We start from the raw sequence: 19,533 nt of genomic DNA on the forward strand, positions 1-19,533 counted from the left end.
TAACCCAAATTTGGTTTTAAGCGTATTAGATGCACGTTGCCGGGCACTGCCGGGCAGCTTTTTCCTGATCTTACTTCGATTTATCTACCCATGGCCAAAGCTCCCGCCAAGAAATCTGCCGCGCCTGCCGCGCCAGCATCTTCCAAGGCTTCGTCTGCTCGCAAAGCCGACGTTTCTTCTGCTTCTTCACAAGCTGCCCCTAGTGTGCAGCCCATCCTCAACCAGCAGTTTCATGCTCCGACGCCGCTGCAGAAATACGGCACCGTGTCACAGCGCCTGCCCATCGGCCTCGATGAGAAAACCCGTCAGCACAGTGTCACCAATCTCAACCAGCTGCTGGCCGATACCATCACCCTCCGCGACCTATACAAAAAGCATCATTGGCAGGTGGTAGGGCCTACTTTCTACCAGCTGCACCTGCTTTTCGACAAGCATTACGAAGAGCAAAGTGCCCTGGTAGACACTATTGCCGAGCGTATTCAGATACTGGGAGGAGTGGCAATAGCTATGGCACATGATGTTGCCGAACTGACCAGTATTCCACGTCCGCCCCGCGACCGGGAAGAGGCACCTATTCAGGTAGGCCGCTTGTTGGAAGCACACCAGATCATTCTCAAGAACTGCCATAAGTTTGCAAAAGAAGCCGACGAAGCCGGCGACGATGGTACGAATGACTTGGCCGTTAGCGACGTGATGCGTCTAAATGAGTTGCAAGTATGGTTTGTATCGGAGCACGTGGTTGATACGCCATTAGCCCGAGCTGAATAAACAGACCATTTGGATGCTATGAAAGGCCGGCTCGCTTGAAAAGCGGGCCGGCCTTATGCATTAAGTCCACCCAGCTACCAAGCCTTGACAAGGCCAGCGTTTGACACTGGTAGCGCTCCTGCCGTTTTCTTTAGCCTTCTGCGCGCTGAGGGTGCTATAAGGAACGGTAAACAAGCCGGCGCAACCCAATTTTCATAAGATGGTGGCCAGCGGACGAAATTTATATCAGCTGGCTTTTCGCTGATCCTGAGTGCACAACGCTCTGACGCTAGACGCAGAGGCCACCAAATCGGCAAAAAATACGTGTATGGGCTTGCGCTACCCAGCCCTAGTACCTACTTTTGCTCTCGCTTTACCACCTCAGTAAGGCCTTGGTCATTAGGCTGAGCAAGTTTAACAGAGGAGTGCTTGCCAAATCTGCGCACGTGGTGAAACTGGTAGACACGCCATCTTGAGGGGGTGGTGCCTTCGGGTGTGGGAGTTCGAATCTCCCCGCGCGCACTCCAATAAAAAAGCCGCTTCAGCTTAGCTGAAGCGGCTTTTTCGTGCTTGTTTGCTTGCCCGATAGAAGCATAAGCCTAGCCAGGCTGCCTCTCAAACGGGTTGAGAGGTATCACCAGTAGCACTTTTTCGCGCTCTATCAATACCTGGCCGGGCAAGGCGCCTTTGGGCTTGCGCACAAACTTTTTGGGCGTCACGGTCACCGGGCACAGCGAGTCGTTTTGGCGGCGCGAGTACCACGCAGCCAGCTGGGCGGCGCGCTCTACCACGGGCTCGGGTACGGTTTGGCCTGCCCGGTGCCGAACCACCACGTGCGAGCCGCTTACATCCTTGGCATGCAGCCAGAGGTCGTCTTTGTGGGCGTAGCGTTGCGTGAGCAGGTCGTTGTTCTGGGCGTTGCGGCCCACCAGAATGGTAAAGCCGGAATCTTCGAATACTTTGAATGGTAGCTCGGTGGCTGCTTTAGCCTTGGTTTCAGGCTCTAGCTGGTGCTGTTTGCGCCAGGCACGCAAAGCCTTCAGGTCAGGCGGAAGCAGGGGCAGCTCCTCTAAGCGCTCCAGGCACCAGAAGGCTTCGGCTTCGCGCCGCTCGGCTCGCTCCAAAAGCTGGCGCGTTTCCAGCTGCTGGTTTTTGGCTTTGCGGTAGAGGTTCTGGGCCGTGCGCTGGGGCGTTTCGGTGGGCTTGAGCTTGATGGTGCGCAGCTGGTTGTCTTGGTAGAAATCCACAACATCCACGCTGCTGGCGCCAGCCGGAATCTGGCTGAGGTGCGCCATGATGAGGTCGGCAGTCTGGCGGTAGCCAACGGTGTGCTCCAAGGCATAAAGTCGGCGGCGAGCCATGCTGGCACTGGTAGTAGCTTCCTCGGCGCGGCGCTCCAGCGTTTGGCGCAGCTGCCGCAATTCCAGCTCGTGGGCGCGCCGGCTGAGCGCCAGCGGCACGAAGGCACGTAAGGCAGCAACAGGGTCGGAAGCTGATATTTCCCGCTCCACCTCACCAATCAGCAGCAAGCTCAGGCGGGTACGGCCTTCCAGAGTAGTTAGGTAGAAGGCGGCTGGGTTCTCAAGTTGCGCCAGCACCTGCTGCACCAGCTGCTCCTGCTGAGCTATCGGTGCTTGGTCGTAGCCGCTGGCACGCAGGTAGCGCGCGGGCAGGTCGGCGAGGGCAGGGTAGCGCTTGAGCGGATGTGGGGCCGAGGCCGCAGGAGCAGTAGAATACGGGGCGGCAAATACGGGCTGCAGGTCAGCGTCGGTGGTATACCGCTGGTGAAACAGTTCGGCCGGGCCTTCTGGTCGGAGACGGAAAACGGCGTTGGGGCGGGAGCTGTAGAGCTTCAGCAGCAGCGTGGCGCCACTGGCAAAGCGCAGCTGCAATACCCGGTCGTGGGGCGCGGCTGTCACGTCTAGCAGCTGCTGGCCCAGCAAATCGGGTAGCAGATCCACGGAATTGGCGCGGGCCCGGTGGAAGGTTTCGGGCAGCGCCAGCGCCGTGAAGGTGGCCGACAGTTGCGCCTTGAGCCAGAACTCTGCCGTGCCGTTGGTCAAGCCCAGCACCAGCTCATCTTTTTCCTGCGAGAAGCACGCCACTACTTGGTAACCGGCCAGCTGCTGGGTGAGGGCGGGGGCCAGCTGGCGCAGAAAGTAGTAGTTGGTGTGCATGGATTATGGAGAAGAACCGAGTATGTGGAGCGCAAGCCTATTTACAGGAAAGATCCTGGCGAAGATAGAAACGGAACTGCCGCCACTACACCCATGCAACTTCTGGCTGGGCTACAGACTCTTCCAGACAACAGTAAATTCACCCACTCAAACATCCTGTATGAAACAGTCTCTACTCTTTGCCGCACTGGTGGTGAGTCTCGGCGCCTGCCAGAAGTCGGAAAACGACGAGCAGGTGACACCGGCCGCCATCGAATCGAAATTCAGCCAGGATTTCACGCTTGGCTATCGGCAACAGGCTTTGCTGCCGGCAGCAAATCAGCCGGAACTGACGGTAGAGCTAACCGATTTGCAATACTCTATCTGCCCTAAAAATGCCCGGTGTTTCGGCGCCAACTTTGTGTTTCCTATTCTGGCCATAACCGACGCGCAGGGAAGTACCCAACAGATAAAAATGCCGGCAAATCACACAACTGGCTTGCGCTACGGACCTTTCGTTGACACGACCAGCATACGGGCCAATGGCCGCCGCTACCTGCTGCAGTACACGGAGTGGAGCGTGAAAGCTGACTGTGACCAGCCGGAGAAAAAAGACCTGTCCGTTGCGCTGCGCATCAGCAAGCCCGTTGGAGAGTAAACCGAACTATTCCACCTCCAGCCGTAGGCCGTCGTAGGCCAGCCGGATGAAATCGGGCAGGGTGGCTTCCACTTCGCGGTGGCGGCCCAGTAGATGGCTGATGTGCGTGAGGTAGGCGCGGCGCGGTGCCAGCTCTTCCAGCAGCGCCACGGCTTCCGGCAACGAAAAGTGCGAAATGTGCTTTTCCTGCCGCAGCGCGTTCAGCACAATCACGTCGGAGCCGCGCATCAAGTCCAGCGCCGCCGATGACAGATGGTTGGCATCCGTGACGTAGGTGAAATTTCCTACGCGGAAGCCCAGCACCGGCAGCTTGTAGTGCATGGCCCGGATAGGCTGGAATGCCACGCCCTCCACGTCGAACACCGCTGTATCGCTGAGGATGGGAATGGTTTGCACCTGCGGCACACCGGGGTACTTATGCTCGGAAAAAATATAGGCGTACTCGCGCCGCAGCTGGTCCAGCACGCGGGGCTCGGCGTACACCGGCATGTCCTGCTGCTGCTTGAAATTATAGGCCCGGATGTCGTCCATGCCGGCCGTATGGTCTTTGTGCTCGTGCGTGAACACCAGTGCATCAAGGTGGTCGACGTGCTCACGCAGCACCTGCTGGCGGAAGTCGGGGCCGGAGTCGATGATGAAACTCTTGCCCTGCACCTGCAGGTGTACCGATACCCGGAGCCGCTTGTCGCGGTAGTCGAGGGAGCGGCAGACGTCGCAGTGGCACCCAATCACGGGCACGCCCTGCGACGTGCCCGTGCCAAGGAAGGTAACGTTCATTGATGTGCTGATTTTTTAATATGCTGATGTGCTGATGAATTTGATCCAGTGAGCTTCTTCAATCAGCGCATCAGCAAATTATTTCATCATCACATTAGCCTACATACTGCTTTACCACGCGCACCAACGCGTCAAAGTCGAGGGGCTTCGGCAGGTAATCAGTGACACCGGCTTCGCGGAACTGCTCCATTGAGTAGTTGTTGGCGTTGCCGGTGATGGCAATAATCGGGATTTTAGAGATGCGCGCGTCCTGATGGGCCCGGATTTCGCGGGTGCATTCCATGCCATCTTTTACTGGAATATTGATGTCCATCAGCACGCAGTCAATGGGTTGGCTTTCCACTTGCTTGATAACCTCACCACCATTTTTGGCCGACACGATGCGGTATTGCTGAAGTTCGAGGATTTTTTTGGTCAGGTTCAGGATAACGGAGCTGTCTTCCGCAATCAGTATTGTTTTCGTGTCGCTCATGGGAGGAAGAAGAAAGGAGAGGTGGTAGGGCAAAGAGGATGGCCAGGCGTTGCGCAGGCAAAAGCAACTTACTCTGCGCTGGTTAGCGCGAGATACTGTGCTTTAAATTGAACGAAATAACGCAACAAATTCTGGAAATCCTTCTCTATATTTTGAGTGGGGTTCAGTTTTAGCTCATGCTCCAAGTGTTTGGCACATTCGGCGAGGGCAGTAAGCCCTAATGTGAATCCAGTGCCCTTTAGCTGGTGCAAATGTGGTAAAATCCCGGCGTACTGCCCGCTACCTACCAAAGTTTCGGCCTCTTTGAGCAACTGACCAGCTTCTTCTTCGAAGTCTTGGTAGAGCTGTGCGGCAAACTCGGCCCCGCCCAACTGGCGCAGCTGCTCCAGTACTTCCGGGTCGATGAATAGGGGGGCTGAGCGGCCGCAAGCGGAACTGCCGGAGTGGCAGGTGATGACTGAGCTGCCTCAGCAGTAGCCTCGGTGCTGGGTGGTAGCAGGGCCGGGCCCGCCAGCACCCAGCGGCGCAGCACAGCGTGCAGGTCCTGGCTTTTCACCGGCTTCGAAACGTAGTCGTCCATGCCTTCATTCACAAAGCGCTCAGCATCCTCCTTCATGGAATAAGCCGTCATGGCTACTACGGGTGGGCAGGCTGCACCCAGCCGCCGCCGGATTTCGTGCATGGCCGTCACGCCGTCCATCTCCGGCATCTGGATGTCCATGAATATCAGGTCGAAAGGTGATTTGCTTGTGGTAGCCTTGCTGATGGCTTCGAATCCATTATCGGCCATTTCAATTTCGCAACCCAGCTTGTCGAGCAGCCTGGTAGCCACCTTCTGGTTGATGGGGTTGTCGTCGACAAGCAGTACGCGGGGCGGCGTATCAAAGCGGGCAATATCGGGGCCTCGCTCGCGGGACGCCAGGCGCTCCTGCACAATTTCCTCTTCGTTGTGAGCTGCGTGGCAGACCAGCGTAAACCAGAATGTGCTGCCGTCGCCTTCGTTGGAAAGCATCCCGATTTCGCCACCCAGCAGCGCCGCCAGCTGCTTGCTGATGGCCAGCCCCAGGCCTGTGCCCCCAAACGATTTGGTGGGCGTCGTGTCGAGCTGGGTGAAGTTGGTGAAGAGCAGTTTGGCGTTGTCTTCGGAAATGCCGATGCCCGAATCTTGTACGGCAATGCGCAGCATATATTCGTCGCCGGTGCGCGATACCGTCGAGACGATGATGCTGACCGTGCCCTGCGCCGTAAACTTAATGGCGTTGGAGGTGAGGTTGCTCAGCACCTGCAGCAGGCGGGTTTCGTCGGAGATGATAAAGCGCGGCGTGCCAGGCGCAATATGGTAGGTAAAGTTGAGGCGCTTTTGCTGGGCACGGTTCGAAAAAAGCGAATGAATCTTTTCCAGCGTGTAGTGCAGATCCATGCCCTCTACATTAAGCTGCAGCTTGCCGGCCTGAATTTTAGACAGGTCCAGAATGTCGTTGAGGATAGCCAGCAGCGCGTCGGAGGACTTGCGCAGCGTGTCCACATACTCCTCCTGCTCTTCGCTGCTCACAGTCTGGTGCAGCAAATCAATCATGCCGATGATGCCGTTCATGGGCGTGCGCAATTCGTGGCTCATGTTGGCCAGGAACAGCGTCTTGGCTTCCAGCGCGGTTTCAGCCGCTTCTTTGGCTCGGCGCAGGTCGTCCTGCATCTGCTTGAGGCCCGTAATGTCGCGCCCGATGCCTTCGGTGCCGCCGGGGCCGTCCAGCACACGGCGCGCATTCACAAGCACGCTCACCGAGTGGCCATCCTTGTGCAGCATGGCCAGCTCGAAGTTGCGGGCCTCGCCGTGTTCCTGCACGCTGCGTAGCAGTGCCTCGCGCTCCGTGGGGTAGAGGTAGTAGTTGGAAATCGGGGTGCCCGTTACCTCTTCGGGCGTGTAGCCCAGCATTTCTTCCACCGAGGGGCTCACCAGCGTCAGAACGCCTTTGCCGTCAGTGCGGTAGTACACGTCCTGGAACGACTCGAAGATGGCACGGAACTTCTCTTCCTGGGCTGCCAGCTCCAGCTGCCCCCGCTTTTTCTCTGTGATGTCGTGGGCAATGCCCGAAATTTCCTCAAACGAGCCATCATCGAGGTAGATGGGATTGAGGAAGATTTCGCGCCAGGAGTCGCCGCCCCGGGCGTCGCGCAAGCGCACTTCAAAGCGTTGCGGGTGGCCCTGGAAGGCTTTGCGGTAGTTGTCCAGGAACAGCTCCCGGGGGTCCTTCTCCATCATGGCCAGGTCGGCCTGGAACAGGTTGACGTTGGGCGTCGGGTACACCCCGTTGCGGCGCAGGAAATAGGCGGCGTAATTGCGGTTGAAGCTGGTAAGGCGCGAGTGGGTGTCCACGCTCCACATCAGGTGGGAGCCACTCTCAAAAATGGCGTTCAGGCGGGCATTCTGCTTCTGAATCTGTACTTCGTTGCGCTTGCGCTCAATGGCTAGTGCTACCTGGTTGGAGATGAAGTGCAGGATTTCCAGGTCGGTGGGGGCGTAGGCGTCGGCTTTGTAGTAGTCCTGCACGGCAATCACCCCGATAATCCGCTCGCCGATGCTCAGCGGCGAGCAGAGCATCACCTCCGGCATCAGCCCATAGGCCGTGATGGTGCCGTTGGAAATCAGCTCTTCTAGCTCGTGGCGCAGCATGTACTGCGGCCGCCCCGTGCGAATAATGTATTCCGACATGCCCGACGAAAAAGGCCGCGACACCGCGCCCGTCTCGCCCTGCGAGTTCTGATCGACGAAGTAGGCAAACTGCAGCTGCGTGCGGGCTTCGTCGCAGAGCGCAATGAAGAAGTTGTTGGTTTCAATGATCTTGCTCAGCTCGCGGTGAATGGCGCCATAGAGCGAGTGCAGATCTTTGGAGCTGATGGCCAGATTGGCAATGCTGTAGTACACCTTCTGCAGGCGCTCGGCCTTGATGCGGTCCGTAATGTCGTGCAGAATGGCGCGGGTGCTCACCGGCTCGTCGTCTTGCCAGGAGCAGGAAATCGAGCCGATCAGGTGAACGGGCTTACCGGTTTTGGTGAGAAACACGGTTTCCAGCTTGTTCACTTTCTCGCCCTTGTACAGGTTGCGCAGCTGATAGAGCAGCTTGGCCTTATAATAAGGGTGCACCACATCGGACAGCGTCAGGTGCGGCAGGTCCTCATCGTCATAACCTAGCTTTTCCTTCCAGGCCTTGTTCACGAACAGCAGCCGGTTGTCGATGCTGAGGTTCTGAATCAGGTCGTGGGCGTTATCGAGGAAATCCTGAAGGCGGTTGCGGTTGTCGGTGAGGGCGCGGGCGGCCACGTGCCGCTCGGTGAAGTCGCGCCCCACCATGAATATACCGGTAATCTGGCCGTGCAGGTCGCGGGCAAACTCGGCATGCCAGTATACCATGCGGGTTTTGCCGCTCTTGGTAAGCAAGGCGCGCTCGTAGAAGTCCTGAAGCTGCTCGGTCTGCAGGGCGTGGAAATATGTGTCTTCGTTGGCTGCGCGCACGGCTGCCGGCGCAAACAGCTGGTGATACGGCTGGCCGATTACTTCTTCCCGAGCATATTCCGTGAAGTCCAGGAAAAAGTCGTTGACGTCCAGCACAAGGCCAGCCGGGTCGAGCAGAACGTAGCTTAAGGTGGTGCGCGAAAGCAGGTCGCGCAGCCGAAGCTGGCTGTGGTCAATAAGGCGCTGCTGAGCGGTTGCCTCCAGCTGAAGCACTTCCTGCGTGACGTCGCGCAATAGCAATTGCACCCGAATCTGGCCTTCGGGCAGCGCCAGACGGTGCAAAGTAGCCCAGGCCGTGAGAGGCAGGTTGTCGGTGGCGCGACGGCCACACCAGCGGACTGAAGCATCCTCGCCGGTGCGGGCCGTGTGTTGGATGGCTTCGCAGAGCTGTTTTTCGTCGCGCCACTCTACGGGGGCGTCAGGCACGCGCGTAGCTACCGGTGTGGCCAGTGCCATCAGGCCGGTTTCCTGAAGCTTGGCCAGCGTGGTGCCCAGCAGGCGCTGCGCCGTTTTGTTGCAGTCGAGCAGCTTGCCCTGCTCGTTGTAGAGTAGCTGAGCGTCGTAGGCCTCTTCAAACAGGGCCCGGTACAAATCAGAAGGCGAGGCCACGGCAGACGAAGCCAGCGGAATGGCGGATTGCGGCATGAGGGAAGGCAGGAACTTCGGCGGCAACGAGAAACTACCGCCGGGGCCAGGTTTAACCGTTAAATTTGACGAAAATATCCCAAACCCCTGCGCTTTTTGCCCGCAGCCTTTACCGGCCGGGTTTTGCGCTTTGCTCTATGGCTGCACCGCGCCTGATTTTCACCGTCACGACTGATTTGAACTACGACCAGCGGATGCAGCGTATCTGTGGCTCGCTGGCGCAGGCCGGCTACGAGGTGTTGCTGGTAGGGCGGGAGTGGAGCACTTCGCGGCCCCTGACGCCGCAGCCCTACCAGCAGCACCGGCTGCGCTGCTGCTACCAGCGCGGCAAGCTGTTTTACTTAGAGTTCAACCTGCGGCTGTTCTGGTATCTGCTAAGCCAGCGCGCCGCCGCCTGGTGCGCCATCGACCTGGATACGGCGCTGCCCGTGTGGCTGCGGGCGCGCCTGGTGGGGCAGCCGCTGGTATATGATGCCCACGAATTATTCACGGAAGTGCCCGAAGTGGTGGCGCGTCCTAGCGTGCAACGGTTGTGGCGCGCCGTAGAGCGTTTTGTGGTGCCGCGTGCGGCGTTGGCCTACACCGTGGGGCCGGCGCTGGCGCGGCTGTTTGAGAGCCGCTACGGCCGCCCGTTCGAGGTGATTCGCAACATCAGCCGGCTGGAAACTACGCCGCTGCCGCCCGCGCCGGTTGCGGCGCCCGAGGGGGGCTACATTCTCTACCAAGGGGCCCTCAATGCCGGGCGCGGACTGGAGCAGCTGCTGGCGGCTATGCCGAGCGTGGCGGGCCGTTTGGTGATTTGTGGCGAAGGCGACCTGTCAGCAGCGTTGCGGGCGCAGGCTGCGGCGTTGGGTGTCACACAAAGCGGGCAGGTGGAGTTTCGGGGCTTCGTGCTGCCCGATGAGCTGCGGGAAATCACGCGTCACGCTACAGTTGGCCTCAACCTGCTTGAAAACCGGGGCCTGAGCTATTACTATTCGCTGGCCAATAAGTTCTTCGATTACCTGCACGCCGGCATTCCGCAGGTGGTAACCGACTTCCCCGAATACCGCGCCCTCAATGACCAATACGACGTGGCTGAGCTGGTACCTGATCTGCAGCCTGCCACCTTGGCCGCGGCCCTCAACCGTTTGCTGCCGGGCGGTGAGGCCATCCGCTACCAGCAGTTGGCCGAAAATTGCCGGCTGGCCCGCCCGCAGCTTAGCTGGCAGCGCGAAGAAACCCGGCTGCTGGCGCTGTATGCCGCGCTGGTTGGCCCCCCACACCCTGTTTCCGCATGAGCGTACTTCTTACTCTGATAGCCACCGTGGAGGAGCAGCTGGCGGCCACACCCGGGCCCACGCTGGTAGTGGTAGCCGGCCCCACCGCCGTCGGCAAAACGGCCCTCAGCGTGCAGCTGGCCCAGCATTTCCAGACCGAAATCGTATCGGCCGACTCGCGGCAGTTTTTCCGGGAGATGAGCATCGGTACGGCCAAGCCCACACCTGCCGAAATGCAGGGCGTACCGCACCATTTCATTGATTCGCACAGCATCACGGAGGAGTACAGTGCCGGCCGTTTCGAAGTGGAGGGGTTGCAGGTGCTGGCGGAGCTATTCCGGCGGCATCAGGTAGTGGTGCTTACCGGTGGCTCGGGGCTCTACCTGCAGGCTCTTACTGATGGGCTCGACGAGCTGCCAACTTCCAATCCGGACTTGCGCGCTCAACTGCAGCAGGAACTGGCTACCACTGGCCTCGCTCCGTTGGTAGAAGAGCTGGCCCGTCTCGACCCTGTGGCTTACGCCCGCATCGATAAGCAAAACCACCAGCGGGTGCTGCGGGCCGTGGAAGTGTGCCGCGCTACCGGCCAGCCATTCAGCAGCTTCCAAACCGGCCGCACGGCTGCCAGTCGGCCGTTTCACATTCTCAAAACGGCCCTTACCCGCGAGCGGGAAATGCTGTATGCGCGTATCAACCAGCGCGTAGATGACATGCTGGCGGCCGGCCTGCTAACGGAGGTAGAGAGCTTGCTGCCCTTCCGCCACCACAACGCGCTGCAAACCGTGGGCTATCAGGAAATATTCGGCTACCTCGATGGTCTCTACGACTGGGAAGAGGCCATACGCCTGCTCAAGCGCAACACCCGCCACTATGCCAAGCGCCAGCTCACCTGGCTCCGCCGCGACGCGGAATATCAGTGGGTGGAACTGGGAGAGTAAACGGCCTTCATTATGAAGAGGCACGACGACGCAGTTCCTTTGCAAAGGTGAGCGTCAATTAAGCAGTAAGCCCTCCGGCAGTAGGTTATTAACCTATTGTCAGAGGGCTTTTTGCTTAGGGTCGCTTAGCGTACTGAGAGGAAGGATTGCTTCTCTCTGCTCGCAATGACAGCTACACGCTCAGAATCTCCACCATCCGCATGAAGCTCTGGTTGATGAGCTTCTTTTTATTGATGGTGTCGGTGAAGGGCGTGTACACCAGCTTGCGGTCCACGATGCCGGCCATGACGTTGCGCATGCCGTTGAGCAGGCCCTCAACAGCTGCAATACCAATCTGGGAAGCCAGCATACGGTCGGCGGCGGAGGGGGCGCCGCCCCGCTGGATGTGCCCAATAATGGTTACGCGGGTGTCGAGCTCCGGAATGGCTTCTTTCACGCGCTGCGCCACCGTGTGGGCGCTGCCTTCTTCTTCGCCTTCGGCCACCACCACAATGAACGAGGTTTTGGAACGCCGCCAGCTGCTTTGCAACGAGTCAATGACGGCTTCGGTGCTCATCTGGGTTTCCGGAATCATCACAATTTCGGCGCCGCCGCCGATGGCGCACGGAATAGCAATGTAGCCGGAGTCGCGGCCCATCACTTCCACAAAAAAACAACGGTCGTGCGAGTCGGCGGTGTCCCGAATCTTGTCGATGGCTTCCAGGGCCGTGTTCACGGCAGTATCGTAGCCGATGGTGTAGTCGGTGCCGAACAGGTCGTTGTCGATGGTGCCGGGGGCGCCCACAGTCGGGATGCCGAACTCCTGCTCGAACAGCGTGGCGCCCGTGAAGGTACCGTTGCCGCCAATGGCCACCAGGCCTTCAATGCCATGGTTGACCAACTGATCAAAAGCCTGTTGGCGGCCTTCTTTAGTCATGAACTTCTGGCTGCGGGCCGACTTAAGGATGGTGCCGCCTTTCTGGATGGTATTGGCTACTGAGGCCGAGTCGAGGCGTACAAATTCGCCCTTGATCATGCCGCTGTAGCCACGCATAATACCATATACCTCAATGCCGTGGTAAACGGCCGTGCGCACCACGGCCCGAATGCAGGCATTCATGCCCGGTGCGTCGCCGCCGCTGGTGAAAACTGCAATACGCTTCATCGTCCTACTGATCAAAAATGTCCGTTCTGCCTTGCCCGGGAGGGCGGAACGGGCAAAGGTGGCAAATCAATAGCGAAATGCCACTCTGATTTAGCAAGGGCAGGCAAATTTAGTGCAGCCGGGCTGGCTGTTTTTTTTCGCTCTGCGTATGCCCACAAGTTGGAAACCTGTGTTGAGCCTAGTAACTTCCACACGCCGCCCCGGCCGGGCGGCTTTGCCTTTTTGTATCCGTCTGCCCTCCCTAAGCCGCCCCACCTATGTTTGGTTTTTTTGAAAACGAGCAAACCCGGAAAGTCAAAAGCCATATCCAGAACCTGGCGGCACTGGCAAAGGCGGATGGCCACATCGATGAGCGGGAGATGAGCTTTATTGTGGCCGTAGGCAAGAAAAATGGCATCCGGGCCGATGAAATCCGGACGCTGGTAGCTAACAGTGCCAACAGCCGCATGGTAGTGCCCGACAACGATTCGGAGCGCTTCGACCAGATTTTTGATATGGTGGACATGATGCTGGCCGATGGCATCGTGGACGACAACGAAATGGACTTCTGCACCATCATGGCCGAAAAACTCGGCTTTCGCAAAGAAACGGTGGGGCTGCTGATCAAGCAGATTTCGCAGGGCGTGAAAGACGGCATGGACCGGGATAGTATTAAATCTGGTACCCAGGCGTTGTTGAATTAACTGTCATTGCGAGGAGGCACGACGAAGCAATCTGTCCTCTCCCTGAAACCAACGACCCTAAGTGGAAAGCCCTCCGGCAGTAGATTACTAACCTACTGCCGGAGGGCTTGTCGCATAATTAAGGCCCACATCTTTTAGAAGAAGGATTAGCTGCGCTGTCCTTTGGGTGCCACGGCCTCCGGCCTCGCAATAGCAGTCAGGCCTGATCAATAGCCCGGAGCAGGGCGGCGCAGGCTTCGTCGATTTGCGCGTCGGTGATGATGAGTGGTGGGGCCAGGCGCAGGGAATTGTCGCAGAACAGAAACCAGTCGGTGAGGATGCTTTCGTGCTCCAGGGCGTGGTCGATGATGGGCTTGAGAACTTCAAACGAATCGAATTCTACGGCCATCAGCAGGCCGCAGCCGCGCACTGCCCGAATGGCCGGGTGCACCAGCTGCCGCCGGAAACGAGCCGCTTTTTTCGCCACGCCGGCCAGCATATTCTCTTCCTGAATGGCCTGCAGCGTCGCCAACGAGGCCGCGCACGACACCGGATGCCCACCGAACGTGGTGCAATGGCCCAGAATTGGGTTGGTCTTGAAGCCCGCCATGATTTCCTGCGACGAAATGAACGCCCCAATAGGCATGCCGCCGCCCATGCCTTTGGCGCATACCAGAATATCGGGCGTGATGCCGAACTGCTCGAAGGCCCAGAGCGTACCGGTGCGCCCAAAGCCACACTGAATTTCGTCGAGAATCAGCAGGGCGCCCACCTCGGTGCAGCGCTGGCGCAAAGCAGACAGGTAGCCGGGCTCCGGCACGCGCACGCCGGCCTCGCCCTGTACCGTTTCCACAATGACGGCGGCCGTGTGCTCGGTTATCAGGGCCAGGTCTTCTAAGTGGTTGTAGCGGAAGTGCTGCACATCAGGCAGCAGCGGGCGGTAGGAGTTCTTGAAGCCCTCGGAGCCGGTGATGCTGAGCGCGCCGTGCGTGGAGCCATGGTAGGCGTTCAGGCAGCTAATGAAGCCGGTGCGGCCGGTGTGGCGCTTGGCCAGCTTCAGGGCGCCCTCAATGGCCTCGGTGCCGGAGTTGGTGAAATATACCGCGTCGAGGTGAGCGGGCAGGGTGGCGTGCAGGGCCTCAGCGAGCAGGGCGGGTGGTGCCTGCACCAGTTCGCCGTACACCATCAGGTGCAAGTACTTGTCGAGCTGGTTTTTGATGGCCTCGATGACGCGTGGGTGGCGGTGGCCGACGTTGCTCACGCCGATGCCGGAAATCAGGTCGAGGTAGCGGCGGCCGTCGGGGCCGTACATATACACGCCCTCGGCCCGCTCAATTTCCAGCAGCAGCGGAAAATCGGAAGTTTGGGCCTGGTGGCGCAGAAAAAGCTGGCGGGTGGTAAGCATACGGCAAAGGTAAAGTAGAACGGCGTGGCACTCCGTTTCGGCACACCGCACTGCGCCAAGGTATTTAGGAGGGTACCGCGCACAGTCATTGCCGCTGCGCGGCAGAACGGAGTGCCACGCCGTTCTACAACAAAAAAGGCTGCCGAAGCAGCCTTTTTATTAGTCGTCGAGGCCGGGGCCGCCGGGGCCGGGTGGGAGGCCGCCGCGCCGGTCGGCTACGCGCTTAAGTACGTCTCGGGTGAACTGCCGCTCGGCCACGAAAAGCTTGCCTACCTGCCGAATGGTGAGCACCTTCTGAAACTTGTCGAGGTATTCCTTCTCCAGGTTTACTTCCTGCTGACGCAGTGCCAGAACCTGAGTCAGGTTGTCCTTGATCTGTGCATCAGACAGGCCATCAGGCTCATCGGTGCGGAGCTGGCGCATGCGGCGGTTCAGGTCGCGGCGCTTCTGCGTGAATTCGTTGTAGACGGGCCAGAAGCGCTGGGCCTGGTCCTGGGTAAGCACTATTTTTTCGGTGAGGTAAGCAATTTTGGCGTTTTCGAGCTGGCTTAGGCGGCCACCCGGGCGGGCGCCCTGCTGGGCTATGGCTGGCCCAGTGGCCAGCAGGCACAGCAGCAGCGTGCGGAAGAAATAATTCATGGAAGTGAGAGTCGGGAGAGAAAGCAAGGCTAGTTACAGATAGGTTTCGTCGGTGGGCTGGGCATCCAGCACATCCTGCAATTCGGCAGAAGAAGCCCGCAGGTAGGTTTCGGGCAGGGCCTGCGTCGTGGCGGGCAACTCGGCCAGGTCGGTGAGGGTCACGCGCTGCTCGTTGGCCAGCAGGTATGCTACCAACTCGGTGTGTGGCACGCGGGCCAGCGCCACGGCGGCCGAAGTGGCCGGCACCGCGCCAGGGCTACTTAGCAGAAACGATGCCGCAAAGCCCCCTAGCACCACCGCCGAAGCCAAAGCCGTGCGCAATGGTGCGGAAAGGGCGGCCAGCCAGCCTGGTACTGCCGCTGTTCCAGTGGTTGAAGTGCGCAACTCCACGCGCTGCATCACGCGCATCGGCAGCTTATTGAAATAGCCGTCCGGCGGCGGAGCCAGCGGCTGCGGCCGGCGCGGGTAGTTGTCCAGACGAAAAGGAGTTTTCATAGCACTTAGAAGCAGCTCAGGCGGTAAGGTTTAATCTGTTGGTTGAATGCTGATTGTTGATTGCTGTTGGTTGAGGGCTGGGTGATATGTTGTACTTGTTTTTCCTGCAACCATCAACAACCAACTATCAACATCCAATAACAATCAGCAAATACCAATCAACAAACATCAATCAACTCATTCAGCATTCGTGATGTAGGCTTCGATTTTCTTGGCGGCGTGGTGGTAGGAGGCCTTCAGGGCGCCTACGCTGGTGCCCGTCACTTCGGCCATCTGCTCGTAGGGCATTTCGTCGTAGTAGCGCAGATTGAACACGAGGCGTTGCTTGTCGGGGAGCGTGAGGATGGCTTTCTGCAGGCGCAGCTCGATTTCGTCGCCGGCCAGGCCGGGGTCGGCTTCCACCTTGGCCGTGAGTTCAGCGGCTACGTCGTGGATGGGCAAAAAGAACTTGCGGCGCTTGCTTTGCAGGAAATTGAGGCACTCGTTGGTGGCAATCCGGTAGAGCCAGGTGTAGAGCGAGGCGTCCTGCCGGAAATTCTCCAAGTGCTTCCACACCTTCACAAACACGTCCTGCGTGAGGTCGTCGGCATCGTCGTGGTCGATAACCATCTTGCGCACGTGCCAGTACACCTTGGTCTGGTACTTGCGCACCAGCTGGTTGAAGGCCACGTTGCGGGAAGCCGGATCTGCGAACTTGCGGAGGATGTCCTGGTCTTCCAAACAGAAGAAGGGGTTAGGCGCGGCGGAGAGCGAGGAGTTGGCCGGTTAGAGTAGTGGCGTCGGCTTGGGTTTAATCATCGAAAGAAAAGAAACCGGCCGGCTTCCTTGGCTACCGCCGCGTGGTATACGACAGGCCGACCGTGACATTGGTGTTTTCCGGGACTTTGCCCTCGCTGAACTCACTCTCAAACGAGTAATTGTAGGAGAAGCTGACCGCCAGCTGGCGCGTGAGCTTGAGGGCGGCGGTGGTGAGGTTGCTGAAGCGGTAGTCGTTGAAATTATCCAGGGAAGGCTGGTAGAACGTGGTGGAGTTCAGCGTGAGGATCCGCACCGACCAGGCCACTTTCAGGCGGGCCGAGTTGCGGGCTGTTACCTGGCGGCGGCCATCCAGAAAGTTGGTTTGCTCCCGGATAACGAGGTTGCTCACCGACACTTCGCGGCCTAGCGTGTCGGAGTAGAAGGCCCAGCCCGGGCCGGCGCCCAGCTGCGTCCGGCTGGTAATGCCGCGCAGGTTGCTTTGCTCGAACCCGCCGAGGGCGTAGGCCCGGAACCGGCCTTTGTAGTAATAAGGTGTGGCGTTGAGCAGCAACTCCCGTTCTTTCAGACGTTTGTCTTGCCGGCCAAAGATGAAGCTGCCCGTCAGGGGCAGGCCGAAATGCTGGCCGCGTGTGAACGTGAGGTTCTGGATGGTGGACAGCAGCGTGCGGTTTACGCCACCCCGGCTGTAGGCGCCTGTTAGCTGAGTGTTGTAAACGATGAGCGTGGTGTCGGGCTGCTGCTGGTTTTGGGCCTGGGTCCGGTGGGTTGGCAGCAGGGTAACAAGCAGGAGCAAGAGGAAAGATAGGCGCATAAGCAAGGGAAATAACACAGCCAGCAAACCACAAAACCGCGGAAAAACCCGTTTCTTCCCGTTTTGCTTGCGGCTCCAAACATACAGCCGCCGTCCGTGTCTATGAAGCTACTCCTGCATTTTATCCTGGTTGTATTATTAAGTAGCCTGATAATCGAGCCCGCTCTGGCCCTACGTATCACCGAGCATCGCCGCGTGGGCACGGCGCCGCCGGCGCGGCTGCAGAAGCTGGAGCTGGGCTTGGCGCTGGCCACGGCTCCGGTGCGAAACCCCTACGACCCCGCCGAAATAACGGTGGGCGCGGAGTTTACCAGCCCCAGCGGGGTGGTGCACCGGGCGGTAGGCTTCTGGTACCAGGACTTCCGGCGCTGCACCACCTGCGCCCCGTTTCCGCGCCAGAGCGCCACCGACACCTGCACCTACTGCACCACCTGCCCCGAAGATCCACGCTACCTGGTGCCCATCGCCACGCGCCTGCCCTGGCGCATCCGGTTTGCGCCGCCTGAGGCCGGCCGCTGGAGCTACCGCCTGTTGGTGCGCCACCACGATTCCAGCACCGTGAGTGCGCCCACCTATTTCACGGTGGCCGCCGCCGAAAACCCCGGCTTTGTGCGGGTGCACCCCAACGGCCGCAACTTTGCTTTTGCCGATGGCCGCGTGTTTTTTCCGCTGGGCATGAACGTGGTCAATAACGGGGTGGAGGAGCGCTACACCCGCCTGTCGTACCAGGATGTGCGCGACGGAATCAGCAAAATAGCTGACAACGGCGGCAACTTCGCCCGGCTGATGCTGATGCCCGGCCAGTTCAGCCCCGAAGGCTCCGATGGCCCCGCCGGCCGCTACGACACCCGCCAAAACCGCGCCTACGACCTCGACGTGCTGGTGGAGCAGGCCGCCCGCCGCCGCGTATACCTGCAGATTGCGCTGTCCTCGGTCACGGATATTGCCGACAACGGGGAGGTCGGCCAAGCCTGGCAGCGGCACCCGTACCGGCAGTTGCTGGGGCCGGACGCACCGCCCATCCGCTTTTTCACCGACTCCGTGAGCCGGCAGCTGTTCCGGCAGCGAATTCGCTACGTGGTGGCCCGCTGGGGCTATTCGCCAGCCATATTCGGGCTGGAAATGATGAACGAAGCCGACCTGTTCGGGGGCAGCGCCGACAACTTCTGGAACCCCGGCAACTCGGCCCGTGTGGGTAGCTGGGTGCGCGAGATGATAGCCTACGCCCGCGCCCTGGCCCCGCAGTACCTCTACACCAGCTCCCTGGGCTACGCCTTCAGCGCCGACTATCTGGGCCCTGATGGCCGGCCGCTCTACCAGGCCCCGGAGCTGGATTTCGTGCAGGACCACTACTACAGCTCCGACCTGAATGTGGAGCACCAGCGCGCCTACCTGGCCCGGCGGGCAGCGGTGCATTTCCCCGGCAAGCCCTACCAGTTGGCCGAGTTTGGACTGGGCATCGAAAAGCAGTGCTGGTACGGCAGTTCCAACTTCACAGCGGCGCGCTACCCGCCCGGCATCCGCTACCACGACCTGATTGAGATGCACAACACGCTCTGGTCGTCGGCGTTCAACGGCTCGGGCGGCGCGGCGCTGTACTGGTGGGCCAACCAGGTGTTCGGGCTCTGCTATGGTGGGCAGTACTACTATTTCAAGCCGTTGCAGCTGTTTCTGGCCGGTAGTCCTATCTTCAGCGAAGACTACGAGGTGCTGGCCAGCGCCTGCCCCGGCACGGCCGGCCCCAAAGACACGCCGCACACGCCTACCACGCCCGGTAACTGCGTGCCGGTGTGGGCCGCCGGCAACCCCGACAAGGACACCGTTTCGCTGGAGCCCGGCGGGGCCTTCACTTCGGACACTCGTCTGGAAGTATTTGCGTTGCGCAGTTCGGCGCGGGTGCTGGGCTGGGTGCATAACCGCGCCAGCTACTGGTATCAGCTGCCCCACCAGGCCGGCTCGTTCACGGATACCAGCTGCCTGCGCTACAACGACAACCAGCCCAGCACCCGCGCCAGCGTGCCGGCTCTGGTAGGCCAGACCGTGCGCTTGCCGGGCATGGCGCGCCCCGGTCGTTACCGCCTGGAGTTTTTCAGCACCTATCCGTTCTACGCCCTTAGCAGTGGTGGTAAAACGGCGCAGGGTGGGCGCATTGCGCAGTTTACCACCGAGGTCCGCACCGATGCCAGCGGCCAGCTCACGTTCACGGTACCGCCTCTGCGCCCCCTGGGCCAGCCGCCTTTCGCGCCCGATTATGGCTTCTGGGCTACCTGGCTGCCGGATGCTGTGCCCAGCGTTACTCCGAAAGCACCTGCCAAACCCGCCGCTAAAAAGACGGCTACCCAGCCGGCCGTGCGCAAGCCGGCATCCCGGGCCACTCCTCACCGCCGCTAGCTGCCGGCCCAGGTGCCTTGCCTGGGTACATGCTTATGTGATACCGCCGCATCCTTCTATTTCC

At 59.8% G+C, this 19,533-nt stretch carries 17 protein-coding genes and 1 tRNA gene; 7 read left to right on the forward strand and 11 right to left on the reverse strand.

Annotation, left to right across the window (positions count from 1 at the left end; all coding sequences use genetic code 11):
* Positions 1–90: 90 nt before the first annotated feature.
* A complete protein-coding gene (locus H8B14_RS10105; RefSeq protein WP_187315515.1) occupies positions 91–768 on the forward strand; it encodes a Dps family protein in 678 nt (225 codons plus the stop codon).
* A 419-nt stretch (positions 769–1,187) separates the two neighbouring features.
* Positions 1,188–1,269, forward strand: a tRNA-Leu gene (locus H8B14_RS10110).
* Between the two features lie 77 nt (positions 1,270–1,346).
* Here H8B14_RS10110 and H8B14_RS10115 read toward each other — a convergent pair.
* Entirely contained in the window at positions 1,347–2,924 is a 1,578-nt protein-coding gene (locus H8B14_RS10115; RefSeq protein WP_187315516.1) for an NFACT RNA binding domain-containing protein, read from the reverse strand.
* A 160-nt stretch (positions 2,925–3,084) separates the two neighbouring features.
* On the opposite strand from H8B14_RS10115, the gene H8B14_RS10120 reads away from it, so the two are divergent.
* The gene (locus H8B14_RS10120) at positions 3,085–3,561 is read left to right on the forward strand and encodes a hypothetical protein (RefSeq protein WP_187315517.1); all 477 of its coding nucleotides are present in this window, start codon (positions 3,085–3,087) and stop codon (positions 3,559–3,561) included.
* Between the two features lie 6 nt (positions 3,562–3,567).
* Here the strand turns inward: H8B14_RS10120 and H8B14_RS10125 are convergent, their stop codons facing one another.
* The 4 genes from H8B14_RS10125 to H8B14_RS10140 form a co-directional block, all read right to left on the reverse strand.
* A complete protein-coding gene (locus tag H8B14_RS10125; protein ID WP_187315518.1) occupies positions 3,568–4,338 on the reverse strand; it encodes an MBL fold metallo-hydrolase in 771 nt (256 codons plus the stop codon).
* 94 nt (positions 4,339–4,432) lie between these two features.
* Positions 4,433–4,810 carry a response regulator gene (locus H8B14_RS10130; RefSeq protein ID WP_187315519.1) on the reverse strand — a complete coding sequence of 126 codons (378 nt, stop codon included), beginning with the start codon at positions 4,808–4,810 and terminating at the stop codon, positions 4,433–4,435.
* Positions 4,811–4,878: 68 nt separating this feature from the next.
* The gene (locus H8B14_RS10135) at positions 4,879–5,181 is read right to left on the reverse strand and encodes an Hpt domain-containing protein (protein ID WP_315984818.1); all 303 of its coding nucleotides are present in this window, start codon (positions 5,179–5,181) and stop codon (positions 4,879–4,881) included.
* Positions 5,094–8,966 (reverse strand): PAS domain S-box protein, encoded by a 3,873-nt coding sequence (locus H8B14_RS10140; RefSeq protein WP_187315521.1) that lies wholly within the window; start codon positions 8,964–8,966, stop codon positions 5,094–5,096. The genes H8B14_RS10135 and H8B14_RS10140 overlap by 88 nt, the downstream gene beginning before the upstream one ends.
* A gap of 137 nt (positions 8,967–9,103) precedes the next feature.
* Here H8B14_RS10140 and H8B14_RS10145 point away from each other — a divergent pair, with 137 nt between their 5' ends.
* Both H8B14_RS10145 and miaA read left to right on the forward strand, forming a co-directional pair.
* On the forward strand, positions 9,104–10,246 hold the full coding sequence (locus H8B14_RS10145; RefSeq protein WP_187315522.1) for a glycosyltransferase: 1,143 nt from the start codon (positions 9,104–9,106) through the stop codon (positions 10,244–10,246).
* Positions 10,243–11,163, forward strand: coding sequence for a tRNA (adenosine(37)-N6)-dimethylallyltransferase MiaA (gene miaA / locus H8B14_RS10150; protein WP_187315523.1), 921 nt, complete (start codon positions 10,243–10,245; stop codon positions 11,161–11,163). The genes H8B14_RS10145 and miaA overlap by 4 nt, the downstream gene beginning before the upstream one ends.
* A 172-nt stretch (positions 11,164–11,335) precedes the next feature.
* Here miaA and pfkA read toward each other — a convergent pair whose 3' ends face one another.
* Positions 11,336–12,307 carry a 6-phosphofructokinase gene (gene pfkA / locus H8B14_RS10155; RefSeq protein ID WP_187315524.1) on the reverse strand — a complete coding sequence of 324 codons (972 nt, stop codon included), beginning with the start codon at positions 12,305–12,307 and terminating at the stop codon, positions 11,336–11,338.
* 257 nt (positions 12,308–12,564) lie between these two features.
* On the opposite strand from pfkA, the gene H8B14_RS10160 reads away from it, so the two are divergent.
* Positions 12,565–12,990 (forward strand): tellurite resistance TerB family protein, encoded by a 426-nt coding sequence (locus tag H8B14_RS10160; protein ID WP_187315525.1) that lies wholly within the window; start codon positions 12,565–12,567, stop codon positions 12,988–12,990.
* Positions 12,991–13,186: 196 nt separating this feature from the next.
* Here H8B14_RS10160 and H8B14_RS10165 read toward each other — a convergent pair whose 3' ends face one another.
* The 5 genes from H8B14_RS10165 to H8B14_RS10185 all read right to left on the reverse strand — a co-directional run bounded on the left by H8B14_RS10165 (position 13,187) and on the right by H8B14_RS10185 (position 17,060).
* Positions 13,187–14,374: an aspartate aminotransferase family protein gene (locus H8B14_RS10165; RefSeq protein WP_187315526.1), complete on the reverse strand. Its 1,188-nt coding sequence runs from the start codon at positions 14,372–14,374 to the stop codon at positions 13,187–13,189.
* Positions 14,375–14,533: 159 nt separating this feature from the next.
* The gene (locus tag H8B14_RS10170) at positions 14,534–15,013 is read right to left on the reverse strand and encodes a hypothetical protein (RefSeq protein WP_187315527.1); all 480 of its coding nucleotides are present in this window, start codon (positions 15,011–15,013) and stop codon (positions 14,534–14,536) included.
* A gap of 33 nt (positions 15,014–15,046) precedes the next feature.
* Positions 15,047–15,508 carry a hypothetical protein gene (locus H8B14_RS10175; protein ID WP_187315528.1) on the reverse strand — a complete coding sequence of 154 codons (462 nt, stop codon included), beginning with the start codon at positions 15,506–15,508 and terminating at the stop codon, positions 15,047–15,049.
* 177 nt (positions 15,509–15,685) lie between these two features.
* Positions 15,686–16,228: an RNA polymerase sigma factor gene (locus tag H8B14_RS10180; RefSeq protein ID WP_187315529.1), complete on the reverse strand. Its 543-nt coding sequence runs from the start codon at positions 16,226–16,228 to the stop codon at positions 15,686–15,688.
* Positions 16,229–16,337: 109 nt separating this feature from the next.
* Positions 16,338–17,060 carry a DUF481 domain-containing protein gene (locus H8B14_RS10185; RefSeq protein ID WP_187315530.1) on the reverse strand — a complete coding sequence of 241 codons (723 nt, stop codon included), beginning with the start codon at positions 17,058–17,060 and terminating at the stop codon, positions 16,338–16,340.
* A gap of 120 nt (positions 17,061–17,180) precedes the next feature.
* Between H8B14_RS10185 and H8B14_RS10190 the strand changes: the two genes are divergently transcribed.
* The gene (locus tag H8B14_RS10190) at positions 17,181–19,469 is read left to right on the forward strand and encodes a DUF5060 domain-containing protein (RefSeq protein ID WP_187315531.1); all 2,289 of its coding nucleotides are present in this window, start codon (positions 17,181–17,183) and stop codon (positions 19,467–19,469) included.
* The last annotated feature ends 64 nt before the right edge of the window (positions 19,470–19,533 follow it).

This window comes from Hymenobacter puniceus (genome assembly GCF_014333525.1).
GTDB lineage: Bacteria > Bacteroidota > Bacteroidia > Cytophagales > Hymenobacteraceae > Hymenobacter.